Here is a 22,479-nt window from a genome sequence, read left to right as displayed (position 1 = left end):
GGCCGCACCGACCGCACTGCCCGCCATCACCAGGCTGGCACCGGCCCGGCCGCGCCACGCCACGCTCAGCACCAGCGCCAGCGCCAGGGCGAGGAGGCCCAGGAGGAACGTCATCGACGGCGGCAGCAGTGCCGCGCCGTCGCTCCAGCCGATGGCGAATCCGTAGCCGGGCATCGGCAGCGCTTCGCCCGCCGCCGGCACGATCCGCGCCCATGGGGCCACCAGCAGCGCCAGCGCCGCGGCGAGCATCAGCTGGGCGAGAAGGATCAGCGGCGCGGTGGCGCCAGGGCGTGCTTTTGGTGCTTGTTCGTCGGTCATTCGGGGAGGAAACTAGCCGAAAATTCGGGAGAGGATAGCCATGAACGCACCAACCGAAGGGCAACGCGCGCTGGCCGCCACGCTTGCACGCGGCGGCGATGTCGGAACCGGGCCGATCAGCCATGTCCCGGCATCCCGCTATACCTGCCCGGAACGCTTCGCCGCCGAGCAAGCGGCGATCTTCCGCCGCGCCCCGCTGGTGCTCGCGCCCTCCGCACTGCTGCCGGATCCGGGATCGGCCGTCCCGCACGACGGCTTCGGCAAGCCCCTGCTGCTTACCCGCGACGCTCAGGGCACCGCCCGCGTCTTCCTGAACGTCTGCCGGCATCGCGGCACGCGGCTGGTCGAGGGGTGCGACGTCGTGAAGGCGCCGCGGCTCATCTGCCCGTATCACGCGTGGAGCTACCGGCTCGACGGGCGCCTCGCCGGCGTGCCCCGCCCGGAATCCTTTCCGGGACTCGACAAGGCCGACTACGCCCTGCGGCCGTTGCCGACGCACGAGGCCGGCGGCCTGATCTGGTTCGCCTTCGACCAATCGGCGGACTTCACCCATGCGGACGCGCTGGCGCAGGACTTCGCCGCGTTCGATCTTGCCGGCCAGCATTGCTTCCGCCGGCGCACGCACGACGTTCCGGCGAACTGGAAGCTGGTCATGGACGCGTTTCTGGAAAGCTACCACATCCAGCGCCTCCACGCCGGCACCATCGCCCCCTTCTTTCACGACGGCGTATCGGCGGCAGACCGGATCGGCCCGCACCAGCGCTCGGCCGTAGGCCGCGCTGCGAGCATCGCCGAGCTCGCCGCCGGCGACTGGCCGACATTGCGCGGGGCGATCACCTATACCTATCAGATGTTTCCCGGAGCGGTGCTGGCGGTGAGCCCGGATTACATCAACCTGATGATCTTGATGCCCCAGGCCGTCGATCGCGTACTGGTCGAGGATTTCATGCTGATCCCCGCGCCCCCCGCCACCGCGAAGGCGCGCGATCATTGGGAACGCAGCTGGCAGTTGCTCGACGGCGGCGTCTTCGCGTCAGAGGATTTCCGTGCCTGCGCACTGGGCCAGCAGGGCCTCGCCGCCGGCGCAATCGAGGAGATCACCCTGGGCGGGCTCGAACAGGGCGTACGCCAGTTCCATGATACGGTGGAAGCGTGGCTCGCCCGCGCCGACACGCCGGAAAAATCCGCCGCATTCCCGTTCCGGCAGGCTGCCGTTCAGAATTCGGCGCTATAGTCAGCGTATCCAGAAAAGGAGTTGCCCATGCCCCGTTCCACCACCCGCAGCATCGCCCGCCCCCAGCCGGCATCGCCTTCGGAAACGGTCGCACGGCTGGCGGTGCTCGCCTCGGTCTTCGCCTGGGCGGCCGTCGTGGTGGAACTCTTTCTCCACTAATCGCCGGGCGCCAGGAACAGGCTGAAGCTGTGCGGCAGCCGCTTCGGCGCCGCACGCCCGGCGAGCACCGCGTCGATCGCGTCGATCGCCACCAGCAGATCGCGCTGGGGATAGGGCTTCGCGAGGCAGCCGGCGGCAAGCGCCCGCGCCTCTGCCGGGCAATTGCCGGTAACGAACAGCACCGGCACACCGCGCGCCTGTGCCGCCTTTGCCACCTCAACCCCGCTGCCGTCGGAAAGGCGGATATCCGCAAGCACCAGATCGATCAACGACTCGTTCTCCACGATGCGACTCGCCTGCGCTACCGAATCCACCGTCGCCACGATGGTGAAGCCCGACTCGCGGAGGAAATGCTCGGTGTCAAAAGCCACCAACGGCTCGTCCTCGACGACCAGAAGGTGCTCGATCCGCCGTTTCTTTCTCCCGAACAACATTCGTTCCGGCCCCAAATCAAAGTCTTGCCCGATCGCCTAACGCGCAAGTTCCGATCGCGCACCGTATAAATTTTTGCTCGGCGAAGCATAATCGCTATATCGCCGCGGTGTCTGTATCCATTCCCCCGAAAACGGCGGGCGCTCCTCAGCGGATCGCCAAGCTCCTCGCCCGCGCCGGCATCGCCTCGCGCCGCGAAATCGAACGCATGATTGCCGAGGGCCGCGTCGCCCTGAACGGCACGGTTCTCGATACCCCTGCAACTCTGCTCGGCTCGCTGCACGGCGTAACCGTCGACGGCGAACCGGTGGCCGCAGCAACTCCGGCGCGGCTGTTTCGCTACCATAAGGCGGCCGGCCTGTTGACCGCCGAACGCGATTTCACCGGCCGCCCGACCATCTATGATCGGCTGCCCGAAGGCCTGCCGCGCGTGATCCCTGTCGGCCGACTCGACCTCAATACCGAAGGGCTGCTGCTGCTAACCACGGACGGCGAGCTGAAGCGCGAACTGGAACTGCCTTCCACCGGCGTGGAGCGCAGCTATCGCGCCCGTGCCTATGGCCAGGTGAGCCAGGAACAGCTTGAGGACCTGATGCTGGGCATCGAGATCGAAGGCGTCCGCTATGGCCCGATCAACGCCAATATCGAACGGCGGACCGGCGCGAACCTCTGGATCGAGATGACGCTGACGGAAGGCAAGAACCGCGAAGTCCGTCGCGTTCTCGAATATCTGGGGCTTCAGGTAAGCCGCCTGATCCGCACCCGTTACGGCCCCTTCTATCTCGGCGACCTGCCCAGCGGCGACGTCGATGAGATCCGCCATAACGATCTGGTGACGTTCCGCACCGTCTTGTCCAAGCCCGGCGGCGGCAAGGCCGCCTCCAACCTGCAATTCTCCGTCCGCCAGCGGGTGATCGAACCCGTCGAAAAGGCCAGCAAGGTGGAGCCCGAAGGCCGCCGCAGGATCGCGAAGCCCGCAGCCGCGCCGGCAGCCAAGGGGCCGGTGTTCACCGCACGCGCCACGCCGGAAGCCAAGCCGAAGCCGGGCACACGCACCACCGGCCAGCTTTCCGCGCGCGCGGGCGCCAGCGATCGTGTCGCCAATCCCGCACGCGCCGGGCGCGCCAAGGCGTTCCGCGAAACGCGCGCGCCGCGCGAAGCCGATCGCGCGGAACGCCCATGGGCGTCCCGTGCCGGCCGGGACACCGGCACCGCGGACGACCGTCCGCGCGGCGGTCGCTCGCAGCGCGATGGCGGAGGCGACTCGCCGCGCGGACGCCGGCCATACGAGGGTGAAGAGCGTCCCCGCAGCTTTCGTTCGCAGCGCGGCGGCGATGTCGATGGCCGGCGCGAAGGCGGATCGGGGCGGCCCGGCACGGATCGTGCCGAACGCCCCCGCGCCGCAGTATCGCAGCGCTATGGCGAGCGTGAGAGCCCGCGCGGTCCGCGCGCGGCGCGTCCAGGATTTGAAGGCACCGAACGCCCTCGCGGCGGCCCGCGTCCGCCACGCCCCGGCTTCGAGGGCGCCGAACGCCCCCGTGGCGGCCCCCGCCCTGCCCGGCCCGGATTTGAAGGTGGCGAAAGGCCCAGGGGCGGTCCGCGCCCGGCACGACCCGGTGGCAGCGATAACCCACGCGGGCCCCGGCCCGGCGGCGGCAAGCCTTCCCGTCCGCCACGGGGGCGCGGCTGATGCGGATCATTGCCGGGGAATGGCGCGGCCGCCCGCTGCTGGCGCCCAAGGGAGACACCACCCGACCCACCGCCGACCGCACCCGCGAGGCATTGTTCTCGATGCTTGCCTCGCGCCTGGGCAGTTTCGAGGCGCTGGCGGTGGGCGATTTCTTCGCCGGATCGGGTACGCTCGGGCTGGAGGCGCTGTCCCGGGGTGCCGCCAGCTGCGTCTTCGTCGAACAGGATCGCGCCGCATTGGCCGTGCTGAAGGCGAATATCGCGAAGCTGGGGGCAAAGGGGGCGGATGTGCGCCCGGGATCGGTGCTGGCGCTCGGGCCGGCGCGTGCGCCGCTGGACCTCATCATGATGGATCCGCCCTATGGCACCAGCGCAGGCGCGGTCGCGCTCGACAAGCTCTCCCGGCTCGGCTGGACCGGGCCGGGCAGCTGGGTGAGCATCGAAACCGCCTATAACGAGGACGTATCCGTTGCGGGTTTCGTCGTCGATGTCGAACGGGTGCATGGCAAGGCGAAGCTAACCCTGCTCCGCCCAGCCTGAACCGTCAGCGACGCCGCGTGAGCATCAGCCCGATCAGGCTGAGGCCCGCGGCGCCCGCGAGATACCAGCCGACCATGCCGATGCCGCCGCGCTGGACCAGCGTCTCCGCGATCAGCGGCGTCAATCCGCCGCCCAGGATGCCGCCCAGATTGAACGTCACCGATACGCCGGTATAGCGCACCTGTGCCGGGAACAGGCTCGGCAGCCAGCCGCCCAGCGGACCATAGACGAAACCCATCACGAACAGCCCCGCCGCCAGCCACGCGAACACCGCGCCAAGCGACCCCGGTACCAGCAGCACCGGCATCGCCAGCCCCAGCGGCACCATCGCCAAGCAGCCAAGCGCCAGCGCCAGGCCTGCGCCCCGCTTGTCTGCCAGCCAGCCCGCTGCACCGATGCCCAGGGCCATGAACAGGATGGCGCCGAGCTCCGCCCCCAGAAACGCTTCGCGAGCATAGCCGAGCGCCTTGGTGCCGAAGCCGATGGCGAACAGCGTGGCGACATAAAACAGCGCGAAGCAGGCGATGGTGCCCAGCGTGCCCGCCAGCGTCGGCGCCAGGTGCGAACGCACCAGCACGCCCAGCGGCACCTGCGGCGGCGGCGCGTGTTCCGTCGCTTCCACAAAGGCCGGGGTCTCGGCGATGCTCAGGCGCACCCACAGGCCGAGTGCGACCAGTCCCGCGCTGGCCAGGAATGGCAGGCGCCATCCCCAATCGCGAAAAGCCGCATCGTCCAGAAAGGCGCCGAGCAGCAGGAACAGGCCATTGGCGGCGATGAAGCCGACGGGCGCGCCCAGCGGCGGAAAGCTGCCATAGCGATAGGCCCAGCCCTTGGGCGCATATTCCACGGCCAGCAGGCTCGCCCCGCCCCATTCGCCGCCCAGGCCCAGCCCTTGGCCGAATCGCAACAGGCACAGCAGCAGCGGCGCCACCCAGCCGATCATCGCATGGCTGGGGAGACAACCGATCAGCACGGTCGAAATCCCCATCAGCATCAGCGATGCGACGAGCGTGGATTTGCGCCCCAGCCGATCGCCGTAATGCCCGAATACCAGCCCGCCCAGCGGCCGCGCGAAGAACGCCACGCTGAAGCTGGCATAAGCAGCCACCTGTTGCAGCCAGGGCTCCTGCGCCGGGAAGAATAATGGACCGAAAACCAGGGCCGTAGCCGTGGCGTAGATGTAGAAATCATAAAACTCGACCGACGTACCCACCAGGCTCGCAAACAGGATGCGGCGGTGGGACGCGGGCGCTGCGGCATGGGCCATCTGGCAATCCTCCCCGGCGCCTCCCTCGGGCCAGTCGGCGCGTCGGTCAAGCGTCGTTCAGCGGGCGGAAAGTTTCGGCACGATATCGATATGCCCGTACTCGCTGCACCGGATTTGGGAGACGGGATATGCGCGAATCGCCCTTGAAGCGTCTGTTCTACGCCACATTCTTCGCACTGCTCGCGGGCGGGCTCGTGGCCTGTTACAACCCTGTGGAGCATGTGAAGGCGGATCTGCGCGCCGATAGCAGCGGCGTCGAAAGCGGCCTGCACCTGGCCGTCCACGATCTGCTGCGCGGCTGAAGGCGGTGGGGCGGGGCAGCACCCCGCCCGCCCGATCACTGCAGGCCGAAGGTACGAACGGCCATCAGCATCAGCCAATACAGCCCGCCCGAAAGCACCATCGCGGCCGGCAGCGTCAGCAGCCAGGCCAGGGCAAGATTGCGGATCGTCCGCGCCTGAAGCCCGGAACCGCTCGCGACCGAAGCGCCGGCGACACCGGACGACAGGATATGGGTCGTGGAAACCGGAAGCCCGAAGCCATCGGCGGCCAGGATAGTCCCGGCGGCGACGAGTTCGGCCGACGCGCCCATGCCGTAGGTCATATGCTGCTTACCGATCTTTTCACCCACGGTGACGACGATCCGCTTCCAGCCGATCATGGTGCCCAGCCCCAATGCCAGCGCGACGACGATCTTCACCCATAGCGGGATGAAGCGCGTGCCGGCCTCCAGGCTCTTCTGATACGCCTTCAGGGCGGAGAGCTCGGCCGGCCGGAAGGCGGTTTCCTTCTTGATCGCCAGCTTCGTAGTATCCAGCACCAGATACATGTCGTTGCGCACGTTCGAGGTCGCTTCGGCGGGTACCGCCCGCAGCGAGCCATAGCTCGCGACGCGATTGGTGAGGTGCCGTGAGAGCGTTTCGAGCGCGGCATAGACACGGGGGCCCTCCGCGCTGCGTTGCTGCAGTGCCTGGGTCAGCGTCACGCGCGCCTCCGAAGGCGCCAGCTGGATGCCGCCGCTGCGTGTATCGAAGGCGGCGGTTGCGATGTTCGCGGTCTGCACGAACGCGGGAGTCGAGTTCGCCGGAAGCGTCCGGTTCAGCGCATAGGCAGTGGGCGCGCAGCCGATCAGGATCAGCATGATCAGCCCCATGCCCTTCTGCCCGTCGTTCGACCCGTGGCTGTAGGAAACGGCAGTACAGGTGAAGATCAGCAGCGCACGAATGCCCTTGGGCGGCGGCGTGCTGTCATCGGGAGCGCGATACAGCTTCGGGTTGCGTACCAGGATACGCAGGGCGATCAGCAGCAGCAGCGCGGCGGTGAAGCCGATCAGTGGCGCCATCCACAGGCCGGTCAGCACCTTCTGCGCCTGGCTCCAGTCGACGCCGGCAGTGCCGCCGCGCGATCCCGCGGAAATGATCTGGTTGGCCAGACCGACGCCAAGGACCGATCCGATCAGCGTATGGCTGGAGGAATTCGGCAGACCGACATACCAGGTGCCGAGGTTCCAGAGTACTGCGGCTAGGAGCAGCGCGAAGATCATCGCGAAGCCGGGCGCCGATCCCACGTTCAGAATCAGGTCCACCGGCAGCAGCGTGATGATCGAATAGGCCACCGCGCCGCTGGAAGCCATCACGCCCAGGAAATTGAAGAATCCCGACCAGACGACCGCAAGGTGCGCCGGCATCGAATTGGTATAGATCACCGTGGCGACGGCATTCGCCGTGTCGTGGAAGCCGTTCACGAACTCGAAGCCCAGCGCGATCACCAGCGCGAGCGCGAGGAACAGGAACGCGCCCAGGGCAAGTTCCTCGCCCACGCCGCGGGTGTCGGTCAGCACGCTCCAGCCGGCAAAGGCCAGGCCGCCGATCACGATCGCTGCGAAGAGCAGCTTGGCGAGCGGATGCGTCTGATAGTCGAATCGGGGACTTCGCGGCGTTTCGGCCTGCGGAGCCTGTTCCATTGCTAGCGTCGCCATGATGCGCGTGCCTTGAAGCTAGCGTATGACAGGATCATGACAGGCGCGGCGCCCCCGCGGGTTCAGCGCACGCATTCCGTCCGAACGATGCGCACCACCTTGCCGCTGGAATCGCGCTGCTCCTCGCGATTGTTCACGCACACGTCCTGCCCCCTCTCGCCCCACCAGCCGACCAGCCCCACGACGATTGCGATCACCAGCACGATCGCGAGCCGAATCTTCAGTCGTCGAGACAGATTTCGAACGTTCATAGATTACTCGCTGTTACCCCCAGCCCCACACGCCCGGACAGACCATGGCGGCGCCGCGCAAGCAACCCCTGGCCAGCCCGCCGGATCGGCAGGCGCTTGCCCCCGCGCCTTGCGTTCCCTAGTTGTTCACGAATGTCGCTTCCGATCGAAATGCAGGATGCGCCCTATCTTCAGGGCCTGAACGAACCGCAGCGCAAGGCCGTGCTGACTACGGAAGGGCCGGTGCTGGTGCTGGCCGGCGCCGGCACCGGCAAGACGGCAGCGCTGACGGCGCGGCTCGCGCATCTGCTTTGGACGCGCCGCGCCTATCCGTCCGAGATCCTGGCGGTCACCTTCACCAATCGCGCCGCGCGCGAGATGAAGGAGCGGGTCGGCCGGCTGGTAGGCGACGCGGTGGAGGGGATGCCCTGGCTGGGCACCTTCCACGCCATCGGCGCGAAGATGCTGCGGCGTCATGCCGAACTGGCGGGGCTGCAAAGCAACTTCACCATCCTCGATACCGACGATCAATTGCGCCTGTTGAAGCAGCTGATCGTCGCGAACGAACTGGACGAGAAGCGGTGGCCGGCACGGCAGTTGGCCGGGCTGATCGACGGCTGGAAGAATCGCGGCCTTGCCCCCGCTGATCTCGATGCGGGGGAATCGGAAACCTATGCCAATGGCCGCGGGCAATCGCTCTATGCCCAGTACCAGGAGCGGCTGCGGCTGCTGAACGCTTGCGATTTCGGCGATCTTCTCCTCCACATGCTCACCATTCTTAAGAGAAATCGTGAGGTTCTGGAGCAGTATCAGAAGCGCTTTCGCTACATCATGGTGGACGAGTATCAGGATACCAACGCCGTCCAGTATCTGTGGCTGCGCCTGCTCGCCCAGGAGCGCAAGAACATCTGCTGCGTCGGCGACGACGACCAGTCGATCTACAGCTGGCGCGGCGCGCAGGTTGAAAATATCCTTAAGTTCGAGAAGGACTTCCCCGGCGCTTCGGTCATCAAGCTGGAACAGAATTATCGTTCCACGCCGCATATCCTGGGCGCCGCATCCGGCGTGATCGCCAACAATGGCGGGCGGCTGGGCAAGACGCTGTGGACCGATATCGACGTCGGTGAGAAGGTGAAGGTCCTGGGCGTATGGGACGGGCCGGAAGAAGCCCGGCGCGTCGGCGAGGAGATCGAGGGACTGCAGCGCGGCGGCCTGAGCCTCGACGCCACCGCCATCCTGGTCCGCGCCCAGCACCAGACCCGCGAATTCGAAGACCGGTTCATCGCGATCGGCCTGCCATATCGCATCATCGGCGGCTTCCGCTTCTACGAGCGGCAGGAAATCCGCGACGCGCTCGCCTATCTCCGCGTCGTCGCACAGCCGGCGGACGATCTGGCGTTCGAACGGATCGTCAACGTGCCGAAACGCGGCCTGGGCGACAAGGCGCTGTCCAAGGTCCATCAGTTCGCCCGCGCGCAAGGACTGCCGCTTGCGGTTGCCGCCGCGCGCATCCTGGATACCGACGAACTCACACCGCAGGCCCGGCGCGCGCTCGGCAATCTGATCGGCGACATGGCGCGCTGGCGCAGCATGGGCAACGATCTGCAACACCCCGATCTCACCCGCATCATCCTGGACGAGAGCGGCTATACCGCGATGTGGCAGGCCGATCGCACCGCCGAGGCAGCCGGACGGCTGGAAAATCTGAACGAACTCGTCCGGGCGATGGAGGAGTATGAAAACCTCTCGGCCTTCCTGGAACATGTCAGCCTGGTGATGGACAACGAGGCGAGCGCCGAGGAGCCCAAGGTCACGATCATGACGATCCATGCCGCCAAGGGCCTGGAGTTCGACACGGTCTTCCTGGCCGGATGGGAGGAAGGCATCTTTCCGTCCCAGCGCGCGCTCGACGAAGGCGGCCTGGCCAGCCTGGAGGAAGAGCGCCGCCTCGCCTATGTCGCGATCACACGGGCGCGCCGCCGGGCGACCATCCTCCATGCGGCCAATCGCCGGATCTACGGGCAGTGGACGTCCAGCCTGCCCAGCCGCTTCGTCGCCGAACTCCCCCCCGAGCATGTCGATTCGGAAAACACGATGACCGGCGGGGAAAGCCTGTGGCGCGCGAATTGGAGCGAGCGCGCCGATCCTTTCGCAGATGCCTCGCGCGGGACCGGGCGCGGACCGGGGTGGCAACGCGCCGCCGGTGTCGACCTGAAGAATCCGGGCGGAACCTTCCCCTCCCGCGGGTTCACTCGAGAGCAGCCGCGCGTTCTGGAAAGCCGAGCATCTGCAGTTAGTTTTGCTGCAAAACCGAGAACCGACCTGAAGATCGGGATGCGTGTTTTCCACCAGAAATTCGGCTATGGGAGCATCGCCGAGATCGAAGGAAACAAGCTCGAGATCGATTTCGAACAGGCCGGCCGCAAGCGCGTGATGGACAGCTTCGTCAGCCCCGGCGACTAGCAGGGACTTAAGAGTGAACCATAAGAACGCACGATGACATATTGGTCGATCACGCTTGTGGCTCAACCATCATCAGGGTGACACCCGCGTATTTTTCCAGCTCCGCGTCAAACAGCGGGCTGATCTCGAACGCACGGTCCAGCACCGAGACTTCACGGAGTCCGTCAACCTTGAACGTCGCGATCTTCGGCTCGCGCGGCAGCATCCCTTCGCGCGAGACGATCAGCGCATCGGCGTACAGCGACTCGTTGCGGGTATAGAGGATGTGCGGGCCCACGATCATGCGCGTGCGATTATACGTCACCTGCAGACAGCGCAGGCGAACAATACCTTCCAGCACGAACGGGGTGTTGTTGACAGGGGCTTCAGACACGGTTTCAGGAACGCTCATGGTACAAATATGATACCAATGCTGCATAGCAGCAACAATAATCCGCATTCACCATGACAGCCCTCTCCCCCGTTCGTTTCGGTCCAGCTTCGTTCAGCCGCCCTTCACGCGCAAGCTTCGAAGAAGCAGCCCTACCCGGCTTAGCACCGGTATCGCTGATGAAGGAGATTTGAAATGAAGCATTTCGTGGCGCTTGCCGCTGTGATGGCTGCCGGGCTGTCGTTCGCGGCGCCGGCGTCGGCGCAAAGCGATCCCCGCTACTCCTCGCCCGATCAGGAGCGCGCCCGGTTCGAAGCCGCACGGGATCGTTTCGACCGCGAGTATCGTATCTTCCAGCAGGCCGCCGATCGCTATGCCCAGTATAGCGACTGGCTCGCCCATGCTCCGCCACCGCCGCGCATCGATATTCGCGACGAAGGCGACTACGAGCCCTCGCGTTATTATCGCCCCGGAAGCAGCGAGCGGGTGCTGAGCGCCGATGACCGCGTCTATCGCGGACAGGACGGCCGCTATTACTGCAAGCGGCCCGACGGCACGACCGGCCTGATCGTCGGCGCGGCTGCCGGCGGCCTGTTCGGCAACGTGATCTCCAGCCGCCATTCGGGTACGGTCGGCACGCTGCTGGGCGCGATCGCCGGCGGCGCGATCGGCAACTCGATCGATCGCAACAACCAAATGAACAATCAGGACGTGCGCTGCCGTTGAGCACGCCTTGTGGGGTCTCGTGCGATCTTTCACGAGGCCCCCTTGTCCTGGATCAAGGCATGCTTATGTTGAACTTGCGGGACCGGGCCCCTCTGGCGGCGGCTTCTCCAGAAGCCCCGTGATGTCGGACCGCATCGAGCGTGCTCGGTGCAGGATCGGCGGTGTCTTCCCCTCCCTCGCACCCCCCTCCCATCGGGCCGCTCGATCGATGCAGATCCATCGATTGGAGCCAAGAAGATGACGATTGTAGAACGCCTGATCGCCACCCACCGGATGCTCGAACGCGAGATCCGCCGCGAACTGCGAAGTGTCCTGCCGGACCGCTTCCGACTGGCGCAGCTGAAAAAGCACAAGCTCGCGGTGAAGGACCGCCTCCACCTCTACATGCCGGCGCCCGCCGCCCAGCTCGCCCTGGTGCCTGGCAGCCGCTGACGCCCATGGCCGGGTCCGGCCGCACGCCGGACCCGCTCCGCTCAATGCCAGAAGATCAACAGCAGGATGATGATCGGCAGCGGAATCCCCAATAGCCACAACAAGATGCCTTTACCCATTCCAACCTCCTGAACGTTTCCTTTCGGCTTCCCCTAACCCATGGGTTGCCGCCCGAGTTCCGGGCTGGGAACCGGGCGCGTGTTGGTGCACTAAGGCGCGATGCAAGCCGAAGGTCTTCCCATGCCGCGGCGCCTGACCGCCATCGCCGCAGTGTCTTTCGGCACCGCACTGGTGGTGATCGATGGCGCCATCGCCACTGTCGCCCTGCCCACGATCGCGCACGATCTGCACGTTGATTCCGCCGCCGCCGTCGCGGTGGTGACGGTGTATCAGCTGGTGCTGGTGATGCTGCTCCTGCCTTTTTCGGGGCTGGGCAACCGGATCGGCATGAAGCGCCTCTACCAATTGGGCCAGATCGTTTTCACCGTCGCCACGATCCTCTGCTTCTTTGCCAAAAGCCTGCCCTTCCTGCTGATCGTCCGCGCCGCGCAGGCGGCAGGCGCAGCGGCGGCGCTCAGCGTTTCCTCGGCGCTGGTGCGACAGATCTATCCCCCGAAGCAGCTGGGGCGCGGCCTCGGCGTCAACTCCGTGGTCGTTTCGGTATCGGCGGCGATCGCGCCGACGCTGGGCGGCCTTGTGCTCGCAGTCGGGCCTTGGCCCTGGGTATTCGCCTCTGCCGTGCCGTTCGCGATCGCGAGCCTTGTGCTCGGCCGCTCGCTGCCGGATGCGCCCCGCTCCAAGGCGCCGTTCGACGTGCTGGGCGCGGTGTTGTGCGCCGCGATGTTCGGCCTGGTGATCGGCGGGCTTGAAAGCGCGGTGCATGGCGATAGCCCGGAAGTGTCTGCTGCGGTGGTCATCGCGGGCATCGCGATCGGCGTGATCTTCGTGCGGCGCGAACAGGGCGAGGCCGAGCCGATCCTGCCGGTCGACCTGCTCGCGCGGCCGGTGCTCGCGCTGTCGACCATCGGCGCGTTCACCGCCTTCATCGCCACGATGACGCTGCTGCTCTCGCTGCCCTTCCGGCTCGAGCACGGCTATGGCTTCGCGCCGTCCGAAGTAGGCGCCGTGATCGCGCCCTGGCCGCTGACGACGATGTTCGTCGCCCCGCTCGCCGGCACCCTATCCGACAAATATCCGGCCGGTGCGCTGGGCGGGATCGGCATGGGCGTAGCGATTGCCGGCCTCGCCGCCCTCGCCTTCCTGCCACATGACCCGAGCTATTTCGATATCGCCTGGCGGATGTCGCTCACCGGCGCCGGGTTCGGCATGTTCCTGTCGCCCAATGCGCGGCTGATCATCGGCTCGGCGCCGGTCGAGCGCGCGGCGGCGGCGGGCGGCCTGATCTCGACGACGCGGATGGTGGGACAGACCACCGGCGCGACGCTGGTCGCGGCGCTGCTGGCGATGGGCGTCGGTGCCGGCATGGCCCCGGCCCTGGTCGCCGCCGGCCTTGCGCTCGTCGCCGGGCTATGCAGCCTTGCCCGGCTGCGCCCTTCGGTCCGCAATCCCGCGAAGACAGAGACGGATCAGGCCCAGCCGGCACAGTTAGGGTAAAGCTTTAGCGCCCACAAACCAAGCAAGCATTGCGCCGCAAGCGGCTGCGCGCCAAGAGCGGGCGCATGACTCCACATCCGTTCACCATCGGCAATTTCCGCGCTTACTTCATTGCGCGCCTCGCAGCCACGCTGGGGCAGATGGCGATGGTGATCGTGATCGGTTGGCAGGTCTATGACATTGCCCGCCGCACGATGAGCATCAAGGAAGCCGCCTTTCAGCTCGGCATGATCGGCGTCGCACAGTTCCTGCCGCTGCTGTTCCTGTCGCTGTTCGCCGGTTGGGTGGCAGACCGGATCGACCGGCGCTGGATCGCCCGTGCGGCAGTCGCGCTGGAGGCGTTCTGCGCCCTCGCCCTCGCCTGGCTGACCTGGCGGCACACCGTCACCCTGCCCGCGCTGTTCGGCATCGCCGCGCTGCTCGGCGTGGCGCGCGCGTTCGTGAGTCCGGCGTTGGGTGCGCTGGCGCCGAACCTCGTCCCCAAGGCGGTGCTGCCCACCGCGATCGCGCTCAGTTCGCTCGCCTGGCAGACCGGTACCGTGATCGGCCCGGCGATGGGCGGTTACCTCTACGCCGCCGCGTCCTGGCTGGCCTATGCCGTTTCGGGCGGGCTGTTCCTGGTGTCGCTGCTGATGCTGTTCCTGATCGGCCCGGTACCCACCGCCGCGCGCAAGTTCACCGGCAGCCCTTGGGCGCAGATGGTCGACGGCCTGCACTATGTCCGCCGCAACCGGCTGGTGCTCGGCGCGATCTCGCTCGACCTGTTCGCGGTGCTGCTCGGCGGCGCGACGGCGATGCTGCCGGTCTATGCGCGTGACATATTGCAGGTGGGATCGGAGGGGCTCGGGCACCTTCGTGCCGCCCCGGCGTTGGGTGCGGTGGTGACGGCTTTGTTCTTCTCGTGGCGTCCGCTCAGGACCAATGTGGGCGTGAAGATGCTGGTCGCGGTCGCGTTGTTCGGCCTGGCGACGGTGGTGTTCGGCGCGGCGGCCCCGCTGCTGGTACCGGTGCTCGGCCCCAAGGCGGTGGGGACCGACCTTTCCCCCGCGGTGCTGATCTCGCTTGCCGCCTTGTTCGTGCTGGGCGCGGCCGACATGGTGTCGGTCTATGTCCGCCAGTCGCTGATCCAGCTCTACACGCCGGACGAGATGCGCGGCCGGGTCGGTGCCGTCTCTACCCTGTTCATTTCCGGCTCCAACGAGCTGGGCGAGGCCGAAAGCGGCTTCCTCGCCGCGCTGATCGGACCCGTCGCCGCGGTGATCGGCGGCGGCATCGGCGCGATCCTTGTCACGGCCCTGTGGGCGAAGCTATTCCCTGAGCTCAAGCGGGCTCGAACCTTCGATCCCCCGGCCACCCTCGAAGTTCCTGCCAAGGAGATGACGACATGAAGGCCAACACGATCCTCGAGACGATCGGCAACACGCCGCACGTTCGTATCCAGAAGCTGTTCCCCGGCGCCGAGGTGTGGATCAAGTCCGAGCGCTCCAACCCCGGCGGCTCGATCAAGGACCGCATCGCGCTGGCGATGATCGAGGCCGCCGAAAAGGACGGCAGCCTCCAGCCCGGCGGCACGATCGTCGAGCCGACCAGCGGCAATACCGGCGTCGGCTTGGCGATGGTCGCGGCGGTGAAGGGCTATAAGCTGATCCTGGTGATGCCGGAGAGCATGTCGCTCGAACGCCGCCGACTGATGCTCGCCTATGGCGCCAGCTTCGACCTCACCCCGCGCGAAAAGGGCATGAAGGGCGCGATCGAACGCGCGATCGAAATCGTCGAGAACACGCCGGGCGCGTGGATGCCGCAGCAGTTCGAAAATGCTGCGAACGTTGACGTGCATGTGCGTACCACTGCGCAGGAAATCCTCAACGACTTCCGCGACACGCCGATCGACGTGATCATCACCGGCGTCGGCACCGGCGGGCACATCACCGGCGTCGCAGAAGCGCTGAAAAAGGAATGGCCGAACCTGAAGGTCTTCGCGGTCGAGCCGGAACTGTCGCCGGTCATCTCGGGCGGCCAGCCGGGCCCGCACCCGATCCAGGGCATCGGCGCGGGCTTCGTGCCGAAGAACCTGCACACCGAGGCAATTGACGGGGTTATCAAGGTCGACGCCGCCGTCGCCAAGGACATGGCGCGGCGATCGGCGCGCGAAGAGGGGATGCTGGTAGGCATCTCCTCGGGCGCGACGCTGGCGGGCATCCTCCAGAAGCTGCCCGACCTGCCCGAAGGCGTCCGTGTGCTCGGCTTCAACTACGACACCGGCGAGCGCTATCTGAGCGTGCCGGACTTCCTGCCGGAGAGCTGATCGGAGGTCGAGGGCGCTGCCCCTCCACCGTCATCCCGGCGAAAGCCGGGATGACAGCGTGTTACGACCTACTCCTGGGTCTTAGCATCAACGACGGAAGCCTTGGCGGTTCCATCGTCCGGCGCGACCGCCGGCGGTTGCGCGACTGCGGGAAGCGCCACCTGCACCTCGACGCGCCGGTTCTTTGCCCGCGCATCGGGGTCGTCGCTGCCGTCCGCTTTGGCGTTCGGCACCAGCGCGCGGGCTTCCCCGAACGCGATCACGGTCATCCGCTCGGCGGGCACGCCCTTCGACAACAGATACTCGCGCACCGCCTCCGCGCGCTTGCGCGACGCAACCAGGTTGTCGCGGTCGCTGCCGCGCGTGTCGCTATGCCCGCCGATCGTGATCGCACCGCCCGCGGCCGTCGTTGGATCGGCTAGCAGCGCATCGATCAGCTTGCGGCCGGCATCGTCCAGCTTCAGCCCGGACGTGCCGAAGGGCACCACGAGGTCCAGCGGCTTCAGCACGGGCTTTTCGGGCTCGTCGGACACCACTTCGGGCCGCAGGATCGACTTGGGTACTTCCGCCACACTGTCGTTCGCGGCCGCGTCTTCGGCAAGAACGCTCTTATTCTCTGCCGCCGCATTGTCACCCGCGGGCACGCGGGCATCGCATCCCGCCAGCGCAATCGCGGCGAGTGCCAGCATCGCCCATCTGCTCATGCAACCTCCTCCTGAAGCCGTCGCGCCGCCGGCATGGGGGGCACGTATGAGATGATCGTGTCGCCGGGTTGCGGCGTCGGCCGGCTGGCGTGCGAGAAGAAGCGGAGCAGCCCGCCCTTGCGCACCAGCAGCAGCATGTCCGCCGCATCCGGCAGATCGGCCTTGGCGGCGTCGAAATCGAACTGCTCGGTCAAGCGCGTCTTGCGAAAGCTCCAGCCTTCGCGCTCACGCTCGACGATCTCGTCGACGCCATGGCCATTGGTGAACAGCGCGCGGCCGCGCAGGGATTCGGGCAGCGCCCGCGCATCTTCGCCATGCCCGCCACTGCCGAGCTGATAGACATTGTCTCGCCCGATCTCGGGAGCGAATTCGTTGCAGACCAGCGCGTTATACGCCTCGTTGTCGCTGGTCGCGGCAAGCACCTGGAACTGCGAGAGATCGAGCCGATCCTCGGTCGCCTCCGCCAGGATTTCGCCATGATAGGTCGGAATGCCCGCCGAGCGGGCGGCACGCAGCCGTTGCCAGCTGGTGTCACAGATCGTCACCGGCACATCGAGCTGGCGCAGTTGATCGGCCAGGGCCAAACTCCATGGCGTGCCGCCGACGATCAACAGCCCGCGCTCGGTTGCACCCGTCACCTTCAGCAACTTGGCGACCGGGCCGATCGAGAAGCCGTGCGCGACGATCGTCGCAACCACGACGGCGAAGGAGAGCGTCACCAGGATCGCGCCGTCGCTGTAGCCGAGCTTGTCGAGCCGCAGCGCGAACAGCCCCGAAATCGCCACGGCGACGATACCGCGCGGCGCGATCCAGGCGACGAGCAACCGCTCGTTCCACGGTACCTTGGTGAAGGCGAGGCTCAGCAGCACCGTGATCGGCCGCACGAGGAACAGCAACGCGGCGAGGAAGGCGAGGAAGCGCCATTCGAAATGCCGCAACACCTCGAAATCGAGCGAGGCAGAGAGCAGCACGAACACGCCGGAGATGAGGAGGACGGTGACGTTCTCCTTGAACGGATGAATGTCCCGCAGCGAATCGAGGCGCATATTGGCCAGCGCCACGCCCATCACCGTCACGGTGATCAGCCCGGTTTCCTGCTGGATCAGGTTCGATCCCACGAACACGCCGATCACCGCGACGAGCAGCACCGGCGCCTTCAGATACTCGGGCACATGACCGCGCGGGAAGGCCCAGCCGATCGCCTTTGCCGCGCCCCAGCCGATCAGCCCGGCGACGACGCTGGCGGCAAGCAGCGAGCCCAGCACGCTGAGCAGCGTGCCGCCATCGCCCACCCGGCGGAGATATTCATAGGTGATCAGTCCGCACAATGCGCCGATCGGATCGTTGACGATCGCTTCCCATTTGAGGATCGCGCGTGGGCGCTGCGCGACATTGCTCTGGCGCAGCAGCGGCAGCACCACCGTAGGCCCGGTGACGACAAGGATGCCCGCGAACAGCGTGGCCACCGGCCATACCAGTCCGGCAGCGTAATAGAGCGCCAGCGTCCCCAGCCCCCAGCCGATCGGCACCCCCAGCAACACCAGCCGGGTGACGGCACCGTCCGTCCGCCGCAACTCGCGAAAATTGAGGCTGAGGCCGCCTTCGAACAGGATCAGCGCGACCGCGATCGAGACGATCGGCTCGAGCAGCTCGCCGAACACCGCGTGCGGCTCGATCAGACCTGCCACGGGCCCCGCCAGCACCCCGGCAACGAGCATCAGCGCGATGGCGGGCCAGCCGGTACGCCAGGCGATCCACTGCGCACCGATGCCGAGCGCACCGATCAACGCGATGACAAGCGCGGGTTGATGCATTCGGGGAAACTACCTCGTCGGTGCAGAGTTAAAAGGTGCGGCACTGCAATACGGTCACGGCACCGTATCGGTTCCGTTTCAACCGTGGTCCCGGCCGCTGTTTCCACGACGCATGCTTTCGGATACAGGCGGCCTCCCTCGATCGAGAACGCCACAACCGCCTGTGACGCCCAATATTTCCTCCCCATCCGTTCCCGCCTGGCTTCGCCTGCTTATCGGCATCATCGCGCTTGCTGCATTGGCGATACCGACCCTGCTGGTGATCAACGCGCCCAGGCAGCTGCCCCGACGGCCCCACCGCGTCCCGCCGGTTGCGCTTGCCAACCGCGTCGTCCCCAAGGAGGAGCTGCCGCCGGTCGAGCCCGTCGCGATCGCCGATCTGTCGCCCGAGGATGCGCGGGCATTCAACGCTTCTATCCCCTTCTCCACCGATCCGAACCCGGCGGCGCGGCCGTTCCACCTTTCAGGCAGCGTCGAAAGCCAGCAACGCGCGATCGATTGCCTCGCCGCGGCTGAAGTCTATGAGGCGGGTGACGATGCGGTGGGCGAACGGGCGGTGGCCCAGGTGGTACTGAACCGCATCCGCCATCCCGCCTTCCCAAAAACGGTGTGCGGGGTTGTGTTTCAGGGATCGGAGCGCAGCACGGGCTGCCAGTTCACCTTCAGCTGCGACGGCGCGCTGCAGCGCTGGTCGCCGACGCCCGCCGCCTGGGCCCGCGCCCGCGCGATCGCGACGATGGCGCTGCACGGCGCGGTGTTCCGCCCCGTCGGCCACGCGACCCATTACCATACCGATTGGGTGGTGCCCTATTGGAGCGCGAGCCTCGACAAGATCGTCGCGCTGCATAGCCATTTGTTCTTCCGCTGGGCCGGATGGTGGGGCACCCCGCCCGCTTTCAACCGCAGCTACATCGCCGAAGAGCCGCAGATCGCCCTGCTCGGCAAACTCTCCCCCACCCATCAGGGCGCGACGGCCGCGGAAACCGCCCCGTTGGGCGATCCGGGCGCGACCGGGCTCTTGTTCGACGTGCAGAAGGTGGCCGCATCGCTTCCGGAAAGCGCGCTGCCGGCGTCCGTCGCCGGCGACCAGAACGTCTTCCTGGTGACGCTGCCGGACGACATGCTGCCCGATCTCTACCCGGCCATCGCGCTGCGGACCTGTGGGGACCGGCCCTATTGCAAGTTCATGGCGTGGAGCGATCCCGCGCGAAAACCTGCCCGCCTGCCCCCCACCGGCGAGCAGGCGGCGGCGATGTCGTTCAGCTATCTCCGCGACGAGCGGGTGCAATATGTGAAGGCGCTGTGGAACTGCGAACAGTTCCGTCGGCCCAACCCTGCCCAATGCATGCGCCGCCAGGCTGCGCCGGCGCCGCCTCCCGCGCTGCCGCCCAGCCCGGACGTGTCGCCGCTCGACGGCGTCCGCCGCAAGCCAGCCGCACAGAACAAGGCCGGCGCCGCGGCTCCCGCGACGCCGGCCCCTTCAACCGCAAGCAGCGATTAGGCCGCCCGGAACATCTCCGGGTCGAGCGCCATCACGCTCTCGCTGCCCGCCTCGATCTTGCGGCGCAGGCCGCTGGCATCGGGAAGGAACCGCTCGGCATAGAAGCGCGCGGTGACCAGCTTGGCCTCGAGGAACGCGACATCCTCGGCGCCCTGCGCCAGCGCCTCGCTCGCCGCCTTGACCATGCGCAGCCACATCAGGCCGAGCGCGACCAGCCCGGTCAGCTGCATATAGGGATAGGCGCCCGCGCCGACCTCGTTCGGGTTCTTGAACCCGTTCTGCGCGAGCCACATGGTGGCGCCCTGCAGATGGCCCAGCGCCTTTTCGAGGGCTTCCGCGAAGCCTGCGAGCTTTTCATTGCCCTTGGCCGCCGCGATTTCCTCGCCGACGACGCGGAAGAAGGCCTGCACGGCACGACCGCCGTTCAGCGCCAGCTTGCGGCCGACCAGATCCATCGCCTGTACGCCGTTGGTGCCTTCGTAGATCATCGCGATGCGGGCATCGCGGACATACTGTTCCATGCCCCATTCGGCGATATAGCCATGGCCGCCATAGACCTGCTGGCAATCGGTCGCGACCTTGTAGCCGATATCGGTGCCGACGCCCTTGATCACCGGGGTCAGCAGCCCGATCAGGTCGCCGGCGAGCTGGCGCTCCTCCTCGGTCGGCGCGGCATGTTCCATGTCGACCTGGAGCGCGCCCCACAGGCACAGCGCGCGCAGACCCTCGATCTGGGCCTTGGCCTCCATCAGCATGCGGCGGACATCCGGGTGGACGAACAGCGTGTCGGCCTTTTCATTGGGCTCCTGCGGCCCGGTCAGCGCGCGGCCCTGGCGGCGGTCGCCGGCGTACTGGACCGCGTTCTGCATCGCGACTTCGGCGATGCCGAGGCCCTGCAGGCCGACACCCAGCCGCGCGGCGTTCATCATGATGAACATCGCGGCCAGGCCCTTCATCTCCTCGCCGACCAGCCAGCCCTTCGCGCCGTCATAGTTCATCACGCAGGTCGAGTTGCCGTGGATGCCCATCTTGTGCTCGATCGAGCCGCAGGTCACGGCGTTGCGTTCGCCCAGCGAGCCGTCGTCGTTCACCAGGAACTTGGGCACCACGAACAGCGAGATGCCCTTGGTGCTGTCCGGCGCGCCCGGCGTCTTGGCCAGCACCAGATGGATGATGTTGCTGGTCAGGTCGTGCTCGCCCGACGAAATGAAGATCTTGGTGCCGGTGATGCTGTAGGATCCGTCGGCATTCGGCTCGGCCTTGGTCTTGATCAGGCCCAGATCGGTGCCGCACTGTGGCTCCGTCAGGTTCATCGTGCCGCCCCATTCGCCCGAGACCATCTTCGGCACATACTTGGCCTTCTGCGCCTCCGAGCCCTTGACCAGCAGTGCCGAGATCGCACCATGCGCCAGCCCCGAATACATCGCGAAGGCCATGTTGGCGGAGATCATATATTCCTGGAACGCCGTCGCCACGATGTGCGGCATGCCCTGGCCGCCGAATTCGGGCGGCGCGCTCAGCGTGCACCAGCCGCTCTCGACGAACTGGGCATAGGCTTCCTTGAAGCCGTCGGGCGTGGTCACGCTGCCATCGGGGTGGCGGGTGCAGCCCTGCTGGTCGCCGCTATGGTTGATCGGGAAGAGGACCTCGGCGACGAACTTGCCGCCTTCCTCCAGCACCGCATCGACCACGTCGGGGGTCGCCGCCTGGAAGTGCGGCAGGTTGGTGTAGCGATCGAGCCCGATGACCCGATCGAGAACGAAGCGCGTGTCGCGCACGGGGGGCGTAAACTGCGGCATTTCAGGTTCCTCGGTGCTCGTTGTTCTTAGTGCTCGTTGTCTTTGCTTTTGATCAGGTCGACGAACTGGGCGAGTTCGGCGATGTGCGCATCGATATCGCGCTTCTGCGCTTCCAGATGGGCGATGCGGTCCATGCAGCGCTCCAGCGTCACCTGGCGCTGCACGCGCCGGCCGTCGCCCAGATCGTAGAGATCGATCATCTCCTTGATCTCGCCCAGGCTGAAGCCGACGCGCTTGCCGCGCAGGATCCAGGCGAGCCGGGCGCGATCGCGGTGCGTGTAGATGCGCTGGGTGCCCCGCCGCTCCGGCGAAATCAGCCCTTCATCCTCATAGAAACGCAGCGCGCGCGGCGTGACGCCGAACTCGGCGCACAGGTCCGAAATGGAAAAGGCGTCGCGGTCCGGACGCGGTTCGATCGGCGCCAAGGCCTCGATCGGAAAGGCAGCAGCGGTCATGCCTCCTTTCTAGTTTACCTTTACGTGAACGTCAAGCACGCAGCGCTATTTCTTCGGGCGCGAAACACCGTTCGAGCGGGCACGGACAATGTCCTCGTGCAGCAGGAGCGCGCGGGTATCGAGCTCGGCGGCTTCCGACTCGCTGAGGCCATCCCGCCCGATCCGATCGGCAAGCGCGGTGTTGCCTCCGCCCGCACGCCGAAGCTGCCTGGCCTCGCCCCGGGTCAGCTGGCCGCTGCGCTCGCCGGCGCGGATCTCGCTACGCGCGCTCCGCGGCTGCGGGGCGATCTGGATACCGCGCGCAGCGGCGCTGCCACCGGCACTGGCGGGCACGGGGCCACCCCAGATCTGGGCGGATGCTGGCGCGAGTGGAAGCAGGCAAAGGGTGCTGGCAAGGAGCAGAATACGCATCGGCACTCTCCAAAAGGGCAGACTCTAGCTGCCGCCAT

General features: G+C 66.9%; 22 protein-coding genes. 12 read left to right on the top strand and 10 right to left on the bottom strand.

Annotation, left to right across the window (positions count from 1 at the left end; genetic code table 11):
* Positions 1-358 precede the first annotated feature (358 nt).
* On the top strand, positions 359-1,552 hold the full coding sequence (locus DD559_RS19000; RefSeq protein WP_116470559.1) for an aromatic ring-hydroxylating oxygenase subunit alpha: 1,194 nt from the start codon (positions 359-361) through the stop codon (positions 1,550-1,552).
* A 27-nt stretch (positions 1,553-1,579) separates the two neighbouring features.
* On the top strand, positions 1,580-1,711 hold the full coding sequence (locus DD559_RS20325; RefSeq protein ID WP_276308192.1) for a hypothetical protein: 132 nt from the start codon (positions 1,580-1,582) through the stop codon (positions 1,709-1,711).
* On the opposite strand, the gene DD559_RS18995 is transcribed toward DD559_RS20325, so the two are convergent.
* Positions 1,708-2,145, bottom strand: a complete 438-nt coding sequence (locus DD559_RS18995; protein ID WP_116470558.1) for a response regulator — start codon at positions 2,143-2,145, stop codon at positions 1,708-1,710. The two genes, DD559_RS20325 and DD559_RS18995, sit on opposite strands and share 4 nt — an antisense overlap.
* Positions 2,146-2,252: 107 nt before the next feature.
* On the opposite strand from DD559_RS18995, the gene DD559_RS18990 reads away from it, so the two are divergent.
* Together DD559_RS18990 and rsmD are read left to right on the top strand one after the other, a co-directional pair.
* Positions 2,253-3,833, top strand: coding sequence for a pseudouridine synthase (locus tag DD559_RS18990; protein WP_116470557.1), 1,581 nt, complete (start codon positions 2,253-2,255; stop codon positions 3,831-3,833).
* Complete coding sequence (gene rsmD / locus DD559_RS18985; RefSeq protein ID WP_116470556.1) at positions 3,833-4,372, top strand: 16S rRNA (guanine(966)-N(2))-methyltransferase RsmD; 540 nt, start codon at positions 3,833-3,835, stop codon at positions 4,370-4,372. The genes DD559_RS18990 and rsmD overlap by 1 nt, the downstream gene beginning before the upstream one ends.
* A gap of 4 nt (positions 4,373-4,376) precedes the next feature.
* Here the strand turns inward: rsmD and DD559_RS18980 are convergent, their stop codons facing one another.
* Positions 4,377-5,639, bottom strand: coding sequence for an MFS transporter (locus DD559_RS18980; RefSeq protein ID WP_116470555.1), 1,263 nt, complete (start codon positions 5,637-5,639; stop codon positions 4,377-4,379).
* Positions 5,640-5,767: 128 nt separating this feature from the next.
* Here DD559_RS18980 and DD559_RS19920 point away from each other — a divergent pair, with 128 nt between their 5' ends.
* Positions 5,768-5,941 (top strand): hypothetical protein, encoded by a 174-nt coding sequence (locus tag DD559_RS19920; protein WP_165831150.1) that lies wholly within the window; start codon positions 5,768-5,770, stop codon positions 5,939-5,941.
* Between the two features lie 35 nt (positions 5,942-5,976).
* Here DD559_RS19920 and DD559_RS18975 read toward each other — a convergent pair whose 3' ends face one another.
* Positions 5,977-7,617, bottom strand: coding sequence for an inorganic phosphate transporter (locus DD559_RS18975; protein ID WP_165831149.1), 1,641 nt, complete (start codon positions 7,615-7,617; stop codon positions 5,977-5,979).
* A gap of 62 nt (positions 7,618-7,679) precedes the next feature.
* Entirely contained in the window at positions 7,680-7,868 is a 189-nt protein-coding gene (locus DD559_RS19690; RefSeq protein ID WP_133243862.1) for a hypothetical protein, read from the bottom strand.
* A 132-nt stretch (positions 7,869-8,000) separates the two neighbouring features.
* Here DD559_RS19690 and DD559_RS18970 point away from each other — a divergent pair, with 132 nt between their 5' ends.
* The gene (locus DD559_RS18970; protein WP_116470553.1) at positions 8,001-10,310 is read left to right on the top strand and encodes an ATP-dependent helicase; all 2,310 of its coding nucleotides are present in this window, start codon (positions 8,001-8,003) and stop codon (positions 10,308-10,310) included.
* Positions 10,311-10,359: 49 nt separating this feature from the next.
* On the opposite strand, the gene DD559_RS18965 is transcribed toward DD559_RS18970, so the two are convergent.
* Positions 10,360-10,701, bottom strand: coding sequence for a WYL domain-containing protein (locus tag DD559_RS18965; protein ID WP_116470552.1), 342 nt, complete (start codon positions 10,699-10,701; stop codon positions 10,360-10,362).
* 174 nt (positions 10,702-10,875) lie between these two features.
* Here DD559_RS18965 and DD559_RS18960 point away from each other — a divergent pair, with 174 nt between their 5' ends.
* The 5 genes from DD559_RS18960 to cysK all read left to right on the top strand — a co-directional run bounded on the left by DD559_RS18960 (position 10,876) and on the right by cysK (position 15,757).
* Positions 10,876-11,406, top strand: coding sequence for a glycine zipper 2TM domain-containing protein (locus DD559_RS18960; protein WP_116470551.1), 531 nt, complete (start codon positions 10,876-10,878; stop codon positions 11,404-11,406).
* A gap of 237 nt (positions 11,407-11,643) precedes the next feature.
* Positions 11,644-11,838 (top strand): HP1242/YdcH family protein, encoded by a 195-nt coding sequence (locus DD559_RS18955; protein WP_116470550.1) that lies wholly within the window; start codon positions 11,644-11,646, stop codon positions 11,836-11,838.
* 219 nt (positions 11,839-12,057) lie between these two features.
* The gene (locus DD559_RS18950) at positions 12,058-13,452 is read left to right on the top strand and encodes an MFS transporter (RefSeq protein ID WP_116470549.1); all 1,395 of its coding nucleotides are present in this window, start codon (positions 12,058-12,060) and stop codon (positions 13,450-13,452) included.
* A gap of 65 nt (positions 13,453-13,517) precedes the next feature.
* Positions 13,518-14,840 (top strand): MFS transporter, encoded by a 1,323-nt coding sequence (locus DD559_RS18945; RefSeq protein ID WP_116470548.1) that lies wholly within the window; start codon positions 13,518-13,520, stop codon positions 14,838-14,840.
* On the top strand, positions 14,837-15,757 hold the full coding sequence (gene cysK, locus DD559_RS18940) for a cysteine synthase A (RefSeq protein WP_116470547.1): 921 nt from the start codon (positions 14,837-14,839) through the stop codon (positions 15,755-15,757). The genes DD559_RS18945 and cysK overlap by 4 nt, the downstream gene beginning before the upstream one ends.
* 68 nt (positions 15,758-15,825) lie before the next feature.
* Here the strand turns inward: cysK and DD559_RS18935 are convergent, their stop codons facing one another.
* Positions 15,826-16,461, bottom strand: a complete 636-nt coding sequence (locus DD559_RS18935; protein ID WP_116470546.1) for an OmpA family protein — start codon at positions 16,459-16,461, stop codon at positions 15,826-15,828.
* Positions 16,458-18,275: a cation:proton antiporter gene (locus DD559_RS18930; RefSeq protein WP_116470545.1), complete on the bottom strand. Its 1,818-nt coding sequence runs from the start codon at positions 18,273-18,275 to the stop codon at positions 16,458-16,460. The genes DD559_RS18935 and DD559_RS18930 overlap by 4 nt, the downstream gene beginning before the upstream one ends.
* Positions 18,276-18,513: 238 nt before the next feature.
* On the opposite strand from DD559_RS18930, the gene DD559_RS18925 reads away from it, so the two are divergent.
* Positions 18,514-19,776 (top strand): cell wall hydrolase, encoded by a 1,263-nt coding sequence (locus tag DD559_RS18925; protein ID WP_240610346.1) that lies wholly within the window; start codon positions 18,514-18,516, stop codon positions 19,774-19,776.
* Here DD559_RS18925 and DD559_RS18920 read toward each other — a convergent pair.
* From DD559_RS18920 to DD559_RS18910, 3 genes are read right to left on the bottom strand one after another with little or no spacing between them, the layout of a single operon-like run.
* Positions 19,773-21,575 (bottom strand): acyl-CoA dehydrogenase C-terminal domain-containing protein, encoded by a 1,803-nt coding sequence (locus DD559_RS18920; protein WP_116470544.1) that lies wholly within the window; start codon positions 21,573-21,575, stop codon positions 19,773-19,775. The two genes, DD559_RS18925 and DD559_RS18920, sit on opposite strands and share 4 nt — an antisense overlap.
* A 26-nt stretch (positions 21,576-21,601) precedes the next feature.
* Positions 21,602-22,030 (bottom strand): MerR family transcriptional regulator, encoded by a 429-nt coding sequence (locus DD559_RS18915; RefSeq protein ID WP_116470543.1) that lies wholly within the window; start codon positions 22,028-22,030, stop codon positions 21,602-21,604.
* Between the two features lie 45 nt (positions 22,031-22,075).
* Positions 22,076-22,441 (bottom strand): hypothetical protein, encoded by a 366-nt coding sequence (locus DD559_RS18910; RefSeq protein WP_116470542.1) that lies wholly within the window; start codon positions 22,439-22,441, stop codon positions 22,076-22,078.
* Positions 22,442-22,479: the final 38 nt, after the last annotated feature.

This window comes from Sphingomonas pokkalii, from assembly GCF_003096275.1.
Classification (GTDB): Bacteria; Pseudomonadota; Alphaproteobacteria; order Sphingomonadales; family Sphingomonadaceae; genus Sphingomonas; species Sphingomonas pokkalii.
The sequence above is the reverse complement of the archived record's forward strand: the minus strand, read 5'-3'. Positions and strand labels throughout refer to the sequence as shown.

Coding starts and splice junctions, on each gene's coding strand:
- DD559_RS18975 (WP_165831149.1), bottom strand. CDS start 7,617: ATGGCGACGCTAGCAATGGAACAGGCTCCGCAGGCCGAAACGCCGCGA.
- DD559_RS19690 (WP_133243862.1), bottom strand. CDS start 7,868: ATGAACGTTCGAAATCTGTCTCGACGACTGAAGATTCGGCTCGCGATC.
- DD559_RS20325 (WP_276308192.1), top strand. CDS start 1,580: ATGCCCCGTTCCACCACCCGCAGCATCGCCCGCCCCCAGCCGGCATCG.
- DD559_RS18930 (WP_116470545.1), bottom strand. CDS start 18,275: ATGCATCAACCCGCGCTTGTCATCGCGTTGATCGGTGCGCTCGGCATC.
- DD559_RS18935 (WP_116470546.1), bottom strand. CDS start 16,461: ATGAGCAGATGGGCGATGCTGGCACTCGCCGCGATTGCGCTGGCGGGA.
- cysK (WP_116470547.1), top strand. CDS start 14,837: ATGAAGGCCAACACGATCCTCGAGACGATCGGCAACACGCCGCACGTT.
- DD559_RS18945 (WP_116470548.1), top strand. CDS start 13,518: ATGACTCCACATCCGTTCACCATCGGCAATTTCCGCGCTTACTTCATT.
- rsmD (WP_116470556.1), top strand. CDS start 3,833: ATGCGGATCATTGCCGGGGAATGGCGCGGCCGCCCGCTGCTGGCGCCC.
- DD559_RS18960 (WP_116470551.1), top strand. CDS start 10,876: ATGAAGCATTTCGTGGCGCTTGCCGCTGTGATGGCTGCCGGGCTGTCG.
- DD559_RS18980 (WP_116470555.1), bottom strand. CDS start 5,639: ATGGCCCATGCCGCAGCGCCCGCGTCCCACCGCCGCATCCTGTTTGCG.
- DD559_RS18965 (WP_116470552.1), bottom strand. CDS start 10,701: ATGAGCGTTCCTGAAACCGTGTCTGAAGCCCCTGTCAACAACACCCCG.
- DD559_RS18920 (WP_116470544.1), bottom strand. CDS start 21,575: ATGCCGCAGTTTACGCCCCCCGTGCGCGACACGCGCTTCGTTCTCGAT.
- DD559_RS18955 (WP_116470550.1), top strand. CDS start 11,644: ATGACGATTGTAGAACGCCTGATCGCCACCCACCGGATGCTCGAACGC.
- DD559_RS18950 (WP_116470549.1), top strand. CDS start 12,058: ATGCAAGCCGAAGGTCTTCCCATGCCGCGGCGCCTGACCGCCATCGCC.
- DD559_RS19920 (WP_165831150.1), top strand. CDS start 5,768: ATGCGCGAATCGCCCTTGAAGCGTCTGTTCTACGCCACATTCTTCGCA.
- DD559_RS18910 (WP_116470542.1), bottom strand. CDS start 22,441: ATGCGTATTCTGCTCCTTGCCAGCACCCTTTGCCTGCTTCCACTCGCG.
- DD559_RS18915 (WP_116470543.1), bottom strand. CDS start 22,030: ATGACCGCTGCTGCCTTTCCGATCGAGGCCTTGGCGCCGATCGAACCG.
- DD559_RS19000 (WP_116470559.1), top strand. CDS start 359: ATGAACGCACCAACCGAAGGGCAACGCGCGCTGGCCGCCACGCTTGCA.
- DD559_RS18970 (WP_116470553.1), top strand. CDS start 8,001: ATGTCGCTTCCGATCGAAATGCAGGATGCGCCCTATCTTCAGGGCCTG.
- DD559_RS18995 (WP_116470558.1), bottom strand. CDS start 2,145: ATGTTGTTCGGGAGAAAGAAACGGCGGATCGAGCACCTTCTGGTCGTC.